Raw genomic sequence first — 11,444 nt, 5'->3', positions numbered from 1 at the left:
CATTATATGGAAAACACTGTAAAACAAGGCAGCACACTTAATTTTCCGTTGCCACCCAAAAAGCAAAAAAACTTCGGTTATAAAAAATGGGTCAAATTCATTTGGCTTGGCTTAGGAGGAATAATTCTAGGAACAGCATTTTTGTTTTTTGCTGTATCTCAAGGATTTTTGGGAGATATGCCAGATGTAAAAGAATTAGAAAATCCAGATATTTACGTGGCTTCAGAGATTATTTCTTCTGATGGCGTTACCTTAGGGAAATTCGAGAAAGAAAAAACCATTCCGGTTACCTATAAAGATTTGCCGCCGCATTTAGTATATGCATTAATGGCAAAAGAAGATGAACGTTTCCGTGAGCACTCAGGAATTGATTTGCAAGCTTTTGCAAGAGCGGTAGCATTCCGTGGTAAAAGAGGTGGTGGTTCTACTATTTCTCAGCAGTTGGCAAAACTATTGTTTACGAAAAAACCCGCAACAAATTCTTTAATGAGAGGCATTCAAAAATTAAAAGAATGGTCAGTTGCGGTAAGTTTGGAGAAAAGATATACCAAAGAAGAAATCATCACGATGTATTTTAACAAAATGGATTTTAATTATAATTCCAAGGGTATTGAATTAGCTTCACGCATTTATTTTAATAAATCTACTAAAGACTTAACTCTTTCAGAAGCCGCAACTTTTGTAGCAATGCTAGAGGCTCCAATTAGAAATAATCCCATTAGAAATCCTGAACGAGCTAAGGAAAGAAGAAATGTGGTTTTAGAGCAAATGCTTAAAACCAACTATATAGACCAAGCTACTTATGACAAAGTAGTAGCGGAACCCATCGTAGTAGATTTCCATCCTGTAGAATCTGTAGACGAAGGATATTCTGCTTATTATAAGCATTATTTGAGAAAAGAAATTAATAGCTATTTAGAAGAATACGAGAAAGAGACTGGTAAAGATGTAAATATTTACAGAGATGGTCTTAAAATCTTTGTAACCTTAGATTCTAAAATGCAGAAATATGCAGAAGAAGCCATTAAGGAACACATGACCAGTCTTCAGAAAAGTTTTGATGATGAACAACGCAGAAATCCTAATAGACCTTTCTATTTCTTGAAGAAAAAGCAAATAGATGATATTATGCTAGCTGCAATGAAAAGAACAGGCAGATATAAACAATTGGCTGCAGAAGGGGTTTCAGAAGATTCTATTATGATGGATTTCAAAACGCCTACCAAAACCACCATCTTTACTTGGGAAGGAGAAAAAGAAACCGAAATGTCTCCGTATGATTCTATCAGATACCATAAGCAAATTGCACAAGCTGGCTTAATGTCTATGGAACCTGCAACGGGTGATATCAAAGCTTGGGTAGGAGGAATCGATTGGAAGCATTTTCAATATGACCACGTAAAACAAGGAAAAAGACAAGTTGGTTCTACATTTAAACCGTTTGTATATGCTACAGCAATCATGAATTTAGGAATGACTCCTTGTTCTACCGTTTCTAATGCTACTTATACCAAAGGAGATTGGGTAGTAGAAGGTAATGGTGGTAATCTTACTTTGAGAGACGCTTTAGCACATTCTAAAAACCCTGTTGCTGTAAGATTAATAGAATCTGTAAGTCCTAAAAAAGTAATCCAATTGGCTAGAGATTTAGGAGTAACAGAAGAAATGCCAAATGAATATGCAATCGCTCTAGGTTCTTCTGATATTACCATTTACGAAATGTTGGGAGCTTATAGTTCTTTTGCAAATTATGGAAATTACATTAAACCAGAAATGGTTTGGCGTATAGAAGATGCTAATGGTAGAGTAATTAAAGAAGTGAAAAACGAAACCAAAGAAGTCATGAACGAAATGTACGCTTATACCATGATAGACTTGATGAAAGGTGTTGCAAGATTTGGTACAGCTTCTGGTCAGTTAAGAAGAATGGGAATTCCTGATACTGTAGAAATAGCTGGTAAAACTGGTACTACTCAGAACAACTCAGATGGTTGGTTCATGGGAATTACGCCTAATCTAGCAACTGGAGTTTGGGTAGGTTGGGAAGACAGAGCAACGCACTTCTGGAGTACAGGTGAAGGTCAAGGTGCGAGAATGGCATTGCCAATTTGGGGAATTTTTATGAAGAAAATTTGGGCAGATAGAGAACTCGGGATTACACAAGATGATAAATTTGCCAAACCTTCTAATTGGACGGGAGATTGTGCAGATTTACAAGGACTTGGAGGTTATGGAGACGATGGAGGATTACAAACCATAGACCAAATCAAAAATCCTAAACCGAAAGACAATCAGCCTAAAAATAATAAGCCGAAAGATGAGAATCTCAACGAAAATCTTAATAAAGACGAAGTAGATTTCAATCAATAAAAATGATAAACCGTTTCAATCTTATTTGAAGCGGTTTTTTCTTGAAAATCATTTAGTTTTGCAAAATGAATTTAGATAAAATTACACAGAGATATTTTGACCTTTTTCCAGGAGATTTTTCAGGAAATCCTGTACAAAGACAAACGCCCAATTTCTTTTTTGCACTTACCGATATTTATGGATTCAAAAAAGCGCAGTTATTGCACTTTAACGAAAATTTAGCCGAAGAAATAGGCTTTGGAAAAATTGAAAACCAAGAGGATACAGATTTTTTAAACGCTACCAAACTTCCAGAAAATGTGAAAACTTTTTCTACCGCTTATGCAGGTCATCAGTTCGGACAATGGGCTGGTCAATTAGGTGATGGAAGAGCTATTTATGCAGGAGAAATTGAAAATAAAGAAGGAGAATCAACAGAAATTCAATGGAAAGGAGCAGGAGCAACTCCTTACTCTCGTCATGCAGATGGAAGAGCCGTTTTGCGTTCATCAATCAGAGAATATCTCATGAGTGAAGCCATGTTTCACTTAGGAATTCCTACTACAAGAGCGCTTTCTCTTTCGCTTTCTGGCGAAAAAGTGGCACGAGATATCATGTACAACGGAAATGTAGATTTCGAACAAGGTGCGGTAATTATTAGAACTTCGGAAACGTTTCTTCGTTTTGGGCATTTTGAGTTGTTAGCAGCAAGAAATGAACTCGATACTTTACAAAAATTAGCAGATTTTACCATCGAAAATTACTTTACTGAAATTGATAAAAATTCACTCGAAAAATATCTGGAATTTTTCAAAATAGTGGGCGAAAAAACCGCCGATATGATTGTAGAATGGATTAGAGTAGGATTTACACATGGCGTAATGAATACCGATAATATGAGCATTATTGGTAATACGATAGATTACGGCCCATTCTCATTTTTAGATGAATACAATTTGAATTTTACTTCAAATACAACCGATTTACCAGGAAGAAGATACGCTTTCGGTAAACAAGCGCACATTGCTCATTGGAATTTAATGCAATTAGCGAACGCACTTTTCCCTTTAATTAAAGATGAAGCTGCGCTAGAAAAAATCTTAATTGATTACAGCGAAATGTTTTGGAAAAAGCATGATGAAATGATGGCGAAGAAATTCGGGTTCGAAAAATTAGAAAGATATGATGCAGATTTCTTTACTTCTTGGCAAAAATTGATGGAAGAAATTTCTACAGATTACACACTGTTTTTCAGTCTGTTAGAAAGTCTTGAAGAAGGTTCAGATATTATAGAACATTTCAAAAATTCTTTCTATCAAAACTTGAATAAAGAGCAAGAAACTTTGGTGATTGAATTTGTAGAAAATTACAGACAAAGACTATCTTACAATCAAATTTCAAAAGAAGATAGCCGAAAAATCATGCAAAAAGCCAATCCGAAATTTGTCTTGAGAAACTATTTGCTGTACGATTGCATTGCAGAAATGGAAGAAGGTAAAACAGAATTGTTTGACAAACTTTGGAACGCTCTTCAAAATCCTTACGAAGAAATCTACCCAGAATTTTCGGTAAAAAGACCAGAAAAATATGAAGGAGTAGTGGGTTGCAGTTCCCTTTCTTGTTCTTCATAAGAATCTAAACACAAAAGAGACAAAAGAATGGTTTGAAAACAAGAATTTCAAAAGTAAAAAAAAGATTTTTTTTAGTTTTTTTACTTTTGGATGGCTTAAAACGAATTTTATCTTTTTTCGCTCTTGTCGTAAAAATATTTTTAGAAAAAAATTTCTGTGAAAATCTGTGTAATCTGTGAGAAACCAATACTTTTGCAAAAATTTTATCCTTGAAAAAATTCAAAGACACTTTAAAACTCATTTTTCCAAGCAATGGGATTGAATGGATTTTGTTCATCATTTTCCTCACTTCTTACGGAATTTTAGGAAGCTATATCGCTCTGAATTACAGAATTATATTTGATGATAGAATTCCTTGGGACGCTTATTTCAGTTTTGATAATCGCTCGATTGTAATGACAGGTGGTGGTTTCGAGAGACATCCGCTTTCTAATTATTTCTTCGATTTTATCAGAGAATTTGCGCTTTGGATTTCAGAGGGTAAAAAGAATGAAATTTTCCGTTTGGTTTTGGCTTGGTGCAGTAATTTTGCCGTAAGTTTGGCTTTGGTTCAGTTGTTTAAATATTTAAGAAATATTGTTAGAATTCCACTGAAAATCAATGTGTTAATTACGTTTTTCTTTGCTTTTTTCACCACTCCAATTCTGCTTTCGTTTACGCCAGAAACTTATACTTATACTTTGCTTTTTTTGGTAGCTTTTAATTATTATGCAGCGGCAAAACTCAAAAAAGAAAAGAAAATTTCTCTATTTCCGCTCACTTTTGCTTCGGTTTTGGTAGGCGGTTTAACGATTACGAATATTGTAAAAGTCTACATTCCTATCCTTTTTGAAAAAGGTCTATTCAAGAATTTTAAAAACTTTTTCAATGCCGCGATTAGAGTTGTGATTTCAGCAGCGGTTTTCGTTTTGTTGTTTTTGTACCGATTAGATTGGGATTACATGAGGATTTTTACCAAAACGGGTGAACAATACGAAAAATTTTCAAAACCGAAAGTAACGCCACTTTGGGACATGATTTCGTCTTGGTTTTTCGGAGGAAATGTGATTTTTTCAAATTTTGTGGTGAGAGATTATCACAATAAAAAGGGTTTCCATTACAATGCCCTATTTATGGATGTTTTCACATCTGTAGCTCCGTATATTTTTGTTGGCGCAGTTCTAGTTCTTGTTTTTTGGAGTTATTTTAAAAATTTCAAAAACAAATTCGTTCAGATTTTAATGCTTTCATTTTTTGTAGATATCATTATTCATTGCGTATTGAAGTTTGGTTTGCATACTTCTTACATTTACGGTGGACATTTCATTTTTATAGTTCCGATGATGTTGGGTTGGTTGTTTTTCGGGTATAAAAACTCTCCAAAAATGCTTTCTTTTCTGACGGTTTTTGTAGGAATTTTATTCGTTTTCTTAATTGCGAATAATGTGTATAGAATGGAAGAGTTCTTTTGGTTTTTAGAACAGAATTATAAATAAAAAAAATCCCGAGAAATTCTCGGGATTTGCTATTTATTTTTACTCTTTTCTTTAGAAATTTGCTCCTTAATAAAAGGGTATTTTTCTTGCATGTCGCTCGAAAGACTTTCGTCTAACTCTAGGGCTTTTTGCAATGCTTTTTGTCCGTTTTCTTCATCATTTAAGTGAAGATAAGAATTGCTGAGCTGATAATACAATTCTGCTCTCTGGTGAATTTTGGTAGCTTGTTCTAAAACAGTAATTGCGTCTTCATATTCACCAATAAGCATGATTACTTCACTATATGCATACCAATTGTAAAATCTTTTTGGCTCAACATCTACTAATTTTTTAAGACAAGAAAGCGATTCTTCGAATCTGCCAGAATCTATGTAAAGAAAAGCTAATTTCTTCTGAAATTCTAAGTTGTTTTCATTCAATGCAACAGCTTCTTTAGCAAAATGTAAGGCTTCTTTCATACTTCCCATTTCCAAATAAAGGTCACTCTGCTCCATCATCGAAAGATAAAACTGCGGATCTTCTCTTAAAGATTTCTGAAAAGCACGAAGCGCTTCCATATTTTTTTTGGACGCTTTGTAGCACAATCCAATTTTGTAAAAAGTAAAAGCTTTGGTATATTCTAATTCCAGCTGTTCTTCGTAAACCTCAATCGCTTTTTCCCATTGTTCCATCGCTTCATAACACGCTGCTTTATTGGCATAAACTCCAGCTGCATCAGAATTAATCGCGAGTAAATAATCGAAAGACTGAATTGCTTTTTCGTAGTTTTTTCGGTTAAAATAGAATTGTCCCATCTCAAACCAAGCGGTTTCTGAAAAAGGAAACTGATTGATATAATTTTGTAAAAATTCTTCTGCTTCAGCATGACGAGTCATTTCGCCATAACACATCATCGCACTTTCTAGTGCATATTCATCTTGAGGATCGTGTTTTAATGCTAATTTGTAATTTTTCAATGCATTAAAAGGGTCTTGAAGATTGTAATATTCATCTGCAATGAAATTATGCAAGAAACTTTCTTCCTCTTCTAGTTCTAATGCTTTTTCGCAAAATTCTATTGATTTTCTGGGATTTCCGTTGTTAGAATAGTATTTGGCACAACAAACCAAAAAGTCGGTGCTTTCTGAACATGAAGGTTTCAACTCTTCAATTAATTGACGAGCTTGAACGTATTTTTCGAGTTCTAAAAAGACTTCTAATTGCTTAACTTTTAGTTCGATAGAATTAGGGTGAAGATTTAAGCCATAATTCACAGCCATTTCTGCAAAATTGATGTCTCCCATTTCTAAATAAAAAATAACAATATCTTCTACTTCTTCTGTGTCAAAGTAGAACTGTTCGTTATTTTCTATCATGTCTTCGAACTTTTTAGCAAGCTCATTTTCAAAAAATTCTTCCAAATTATTTTATAGATATTAGATTTTAGATTCAAGATTTTAGACTTTTATTGGTCTGAATTCTTGTTTCAGAAATCGAATTTTAATATTTTAAATTGATTTTCAATGCTTTATTTGATGTGTCAGGTATTTGGGTTTCAAAGAAAATTTTTAAAACTTCCATCTTCTGACTTCCATCATCCAGCAATTAAATCAAACTTTTAATTTTTGCTATCATTTTGTCTGCCAGTTCATCTGCTTCTTGCTGAGAAAAGGCTTCTGTATAAATTCTAATAATAGGTTCTGTGTTTGATTTTCTGAGGTGAACCCAATTTTCTGGAAAATCAATTTTCACACCGTCTATCGTAGAAATTTCTTCGTTTCTATATTCTTCCTGCATTTTCACCAATAGCGCATCTACATCTATTTCTGGAGTAAGTTCTATCTTCTTTTTACCCATGTAATACGCTGGATATGTAGCTCTTAACTCAGAAACAGTTTTGTTTTCTTTAGCCAAATGTGTTAAAAATAATGCAACGCCAACTAAAGAATCTCTTCCGTAATGCAAATCTGGATAAATAATTCCGCCATTTCCTTCTCCACCAATGACTGCATTTTTTTCTTTCATTAAAGTCACCACATTTACTTCTCCTACAGCACTTGCAAAATATTCAGAATCTAGATTTCTTGCTACATCTCTTAAAGCTCGGCTCGAAGAAAGGTTAGAAACGGCAACTCCTTTCTTATGTCTCAGCAAATAGTCTGCCACAGCTACCAAAGTGTATTCTTCGCCGAACATTTCGCCATTTTCGTCAATTAATGCCAATCTGTCAACATCTGGGTCCACTACAATTCCTACATCTGCACCTTCTTTTTTGATTAAATCGCAAATGTCTGTTAAATGCTCTTTCAAAGGTTCTGGATTGTGCGGAAACTGTCCGTTTGGTTCGCAGTATAACTTCACGACTTCGCAACCTAATTTTTCTAAAAGTGGCGGAAGCGAAATTCCACCGGTAGAATTTACCGCATCAAGAACGACTTTGAATTTTTTAGCTTTTACAGCTTCTACATCTACCATTGGTAAATCTAGAATCTTCTGAATATGAATGTCAAAAGCGTCTGTTCTGATTTCGTATTTTCCTAAATCGTCTACTTCGGCAAAGTTGAAATCTTCTTTTTCGGCGATTTCTAGCATTTCTGCACCATCTTTTCCACTGATAAATTCTCCTTTTTCGTTGAGCAATTTCAGCGCGTTCCATTGTTTTGGGTTGTGAGAAGCGGTTAAGATAATTCCGCCATCAGCATTGAGTTCTGGAACCATCACTTCCACAGTTGGCGTAGTAGAAAGTCCTAAATCTACTACATGAATTCCTAAACCTTGTAAAGTAGCGGTAACCAATGAATTAACCATTGCGCCAGAAATTCTGGCATCACGACCAATCACTAAGGTTAAATCTTTTTTATTTTTATTTTTTTGAAGCCAAGTTCCGAAAGCTGCAGTAAATTTTACCACATCTACAGGTGTAAGATTATCATCTACTTTACCACCGATGGTTCCACGGATTCCTGAGATACTTTTGATTAAAGACATATGATGTTAAGATAAATTTTTATTTGAAAATTAAATTTCTGCAAAATTACTGAATTTAGCAACAGGAATATGTTTCTTGTGGAAAAATAAACCATTTTCAATATACTTAAATATCAACAAACGTTAGTTTTAACATTTATCCGAAATGATTATCTAAAATTTTTTGTAACACAATATCCTTTTCTTTTACTAATACTTTAGTGATAAACTTTTAAACATGAAAAAAATACTTTCATTTACCTTTATTTTATTATTTTCAATTGTAATTTTTGCTCAGAAAACCATTTCTGGTACCGTAAAAAATGATGATGGAAAACCGCTTGCAAGTGCAAGTGTAACCATAGAAGAAATAGGCAAAAATGCCATTTTAGAATATGCAATTACCGATGCCAAAGGAAATTATAAAGTAACTTTTACGAGTAATGACGAAAAAATTCTTGTAAAAGTAAAAGCTTTTAACCACCAAACCATCACCGAAAATTATAATAACGCAACTCAGACTTTGAATTTTGTGCTTCAAGAAAAAGCCACAGAAATTAAGGAAGTAAAACTGAAAACTAAACTCATTACCAAACGTGGCGATACCATTTCTTATGATTTAAAATCTTTCGAAAGCAAAGCAGATAGAAGTTTAGCGGATGTTTTGAAAAAAATTCCTGGGATTGAAGTTAATAAAGATGGTTCTATTCTCTATCAAGGTGAACCGATTAACAAATTCTATGTAAACGGAAAAGATTTAATGGAAGGAAGTTACGGTGTAATCAATAATTCTCTCCCAAAAGATGCTGTGCAAAAAGTAGAAGTGCTTGAAAATCATCAACCTGTAAAAATTCTTCAGGATAAACTTTCTTCAGAAAATGCGGCGATTAATGTGCAGCTCAAAAAATCTATTACCATGACAGGAAGAGGAGAAACTTCTCTTGGTGTGGCGCCATCTCTTTGGAATGTAAAACTCTCTCCGATGCTTTTTACTCAAAAATACCAATGGGTTTTGAATTACAAGACCAATAATATGGGAGAAGAAGTAGAAAAAGAGAATAATATTCTGGCTTTTGGAAATAGATTTGAAGGAATGAGAAGAAATTTTTCTGAAAATTCTTGGCTTTCTGTGGAATCTTCATCTCCGCCTCAAAATGTGCCTGTAAAAAGATATTTATTTAATAATGTACATTATTTATCTGCTAATGTTTTGACCAATCTTTCGAAGCAATGGGAGTTAAAAGCCAATGCAAGTTATGCCAATAATGCAATTGATAAAGAGAGTGTTACTAAAGTGTATACCGCTGATAATACTTTGAGAAATGTTAATTTTGCGAGAAGCAATCATTATACTAATCAAGCAAAAGGTGAAATTATTTTCTCTAAAAACGCCAACAAAAGTTTCTTTAAAAATACCACTACTTATAACGGACTTTGGAACGGAGACGCTTCAAGTGTGAGCAATAATAATAATTTTGCTAATCAAAAAGTTAAAACACCGTCTAATAGTTTTCAAAACTCATTAAGTGCCATTATTCCTTGGAAAGAAAGACTGGTAAATGCAATGTCTTTCATCAGCTATAGAGATGATAAGCAAGATTTATTCATCAATCCAGCGAAATATGTAGAGATTTTAGATAATGTAGATGGTGGAAATAATAGTGATGTGGTGCATCAATTACTTAATTTGAAAACTTTCGAAGCGGTACATTCTGCATCAATTGGTTTGTCTAAAAAGAATTGGACTTTTACCCCAGAAGTTGGTCTTAATTATACCAATAACAAACTTCTTTCAGATGTAAACGGTGTTACAGGAAACACCATTCAGGATTATCAGTTTAAAGGAGTTGCTTTGGAAAATGATATTGATTTTAAAAATCTAAAACCTTATGCACAAATGATGGTAAATTACAAGAGAGAAGGTTTAGATGTGAATTTAAGTTTCCCTGTGAATTTTAATAATATTTCTGCAACTGGAACCAATAATTTGGATAAAACTTTGAATAAAATCACCTATGATCCAAGGTTTTTCATGAGATATGATTTAACCTCATTCTGGAAATTTTCAACTTTCGCAGGAATTACCAATTCATTTGGAAGCATCAATGACCTTTATAATGGTTTTATTCTTTTGTCTGCAAAAAATTTGTCTGCAAAAAATACTGATATTCAGCAAACAAAGTCAAATTTTGTGGGTTCAAGGTTAGAATACAGAAATCCATTGAATAACATTTTCTTTAATGTGAGCTATAACTTTAATGATAGAACAAGTAATATCACTTATCTTAATAAATTAAATGTTGATAGCCAGCAGTTTATATTAGAAGGTTATAATTTAGAAAACAATAGTAAAACCAATTCTGCGAGAACAGAACTCGGAAAATATTTTCCTAAGTTAAAAACCAATGCTTCCGTAGGATATAATTATTCATTGAGTAATTATCAGCAATTACCAGCCAATTCTACACCCACTGAATCTAGTTTTATAGATGTAGAACGTAGAAATCAAGGGGTAAATGTTAAATTTAATAACAATTATTTCTCTTGGTTAAGTTTAGATTATAATGCAAGCTGGAATTTTAGTAAAACGCAATCTCCAGATGATGCAAAATTCAATAATCAAACAGATTCATTTAACCATGCACTTTCTGCATATGTTTATCCTTTCAAAAATCACACATTAGGATTCACTTGGGACGAATTGCACTCTAGTAACAAAGAAAGAAATGCTAAAAATGCTTTCTTTGACATTTCTTACCAATATTCTATGTCCGAAGAAAAAATAGATTTAGAACTGAAAGTGCTGAATATTACCAATAATAATGTATTCGAGAATGTAGCTTTTGATCCTACTTTAAATCAAACTTCTTACACCACTATAAACATTAGACCGAGACAAGTGGTACTCACGCTGAAGTTTAACTTCAAATAAATTTTTCAAAATAACGAACGCAGTAATTTTTTTTTACTGCGTTTTTTATGATTTTTAACGAAAAACCTTTTATGGTTTTATAAATTTTTTATCTTTGTTAAAGACAATCAT

General features: G+C 33.2%; 6 protein-coding genes. 4 read left to right on the top strand and 2 right to left on the bottom strand.

Annotation, left to right across the window (positions count from 1 at the left end; translation table 11 throughout):
- Positions 1-6: 6 nt before the first annotated feature.
- From C3729_RS04060 to C3729_RS04045, 3 genes are all read left to right on the top strand, one after another.
- Positions 7-2,370 carry a penicillin-binding protein 1A gene (locus tag C3729_RS04060; RefSeq protein WP_104792983.1) on the top strand — a complete coding sequence of 788 codons (2,364 nt, stop codon included), beginning with the start codon at positions 7-9 and terminating at the stop codon, positions 2,368-2,370.
- Between the two features lie 65 nt (positions 2,371-2,435).
- The gene (locus tag C3729_RS04055; RefSeq protein ID WP_104792982.1) at positions 2,436-3,980 is read left to right on the top strand and encodes a protein adenylyltransferase SelO; all 1,545 of its coding nucleotides are present in this window, start codon (positions 2,436-2,438) and stop codon (positions 3,978-3,980) included.
- A 209-nt stretch (positions 3,981-4,189) separates the two neighbouring features.
- Complete coding sequence (locus C3729_RS04045) at positions 4,190-5,455, top strand: DUF6080 domain-containing protein (protein ID WP_104792980.1); 1,266 nt, start codon at positions 4,190-4,192, stop codon at positions 5,453-5,455.
- A gap of 29 nt (positions 5,456-5,484) precedes the next feature.
- Here the strand turns inward: C3729_RS04045 and C3729_RS04040 are convergent, their stop codons facing one another.
- Both C3729_RS04040 and glmM read right to left on the bottom strand, forming a co-directional pair.
- Positions 5,485-6,855: a tetratricopeptide repeat protein gene (locus C3729_RS04040; protein ID WP_104792979.1), complete on the bottom strand. Its 1,371-nt coding sequence runs from the start codon at positions 6,853-6,855 to the stop codon at positions 5,485-5,487.
- 184 nt (positions 6,856-7,039) lie between these two features.
- Positions 7,040-8,422 carry a phosphoglucosamine mutase gene (glmM, locus tag C3729_RS04035; RefSeq protein ID WP_104792978.1) on the bottom strand — a complete coding sequence of 461 codons (1,383 nt, stop codon included), beginning with the start codon at positions 8,420-8,422 and terminating at the stop codon, positions 7,040-7,042.
- Between the two features lie 217 nt (positions 8,423-8,639).
- Here glmM and C3729_RS04030 point away from each other — a divergent pair, with 217 nt between their 5' ends.
- On the top strand, positions 8,640-11,333 hold the full coding sequence (locus C3729_RS04030) for a TonB-dependent receptor (RefSeq protein ID WP_104792977.1): 2,694 nt from the start codon (positions 8,640-8,642) through the stop codon (positions 11,331-11,333).
- Positions 11,334-11,444: the final 111 nt, after the last annotated feature.

The sequence above is a fragment of the Cloacibacterium normanense genome (assembly GCF_002943105.1).
In the GTDB taxonomy this organism is placed as follows: domain Bacteria; phylum Bacteroidota; class Bacteroidia; order Flavobacteriales; family Weeksellaceae; genus Cloacibacterium.
The sequence above is the reverse complement of the archived record's forward strand: the minus strand, read 5'-3'. Positions and strand labels throughout refer to the sequence as shown.

Bases quoted from the DNA above. Each gene is read 5' to 3' on its own strand.
- C3729_RS04055 (WP_104792982.1), top strand. From the start codon at position 2,436: ATGAATTTAGATAAAATTACACAGAGATATTTTGACCTTTTTCCAGGA.
- C3729_RS04060 (WP_104792983.1), top strand. From the start codon at position 7: ATGGAAAACACTGTAAAACAAGGCAGCACACTTAATTTTCCGTTGCCA.
- glmM (WP_104792978.1), bottom strand. From the start codon at position 8,422: ATGTCTTTAATCAAAAGTATCTCAGGAATCCGTGGAACCATCGGTGGT.
- C3729_RS04030 (WP_104792977.1), top strand. From the start codon at position 8,640: ATGAAAAAAATACTTTCATTTACCTTTATTTTATTATTTTCAATTGTA.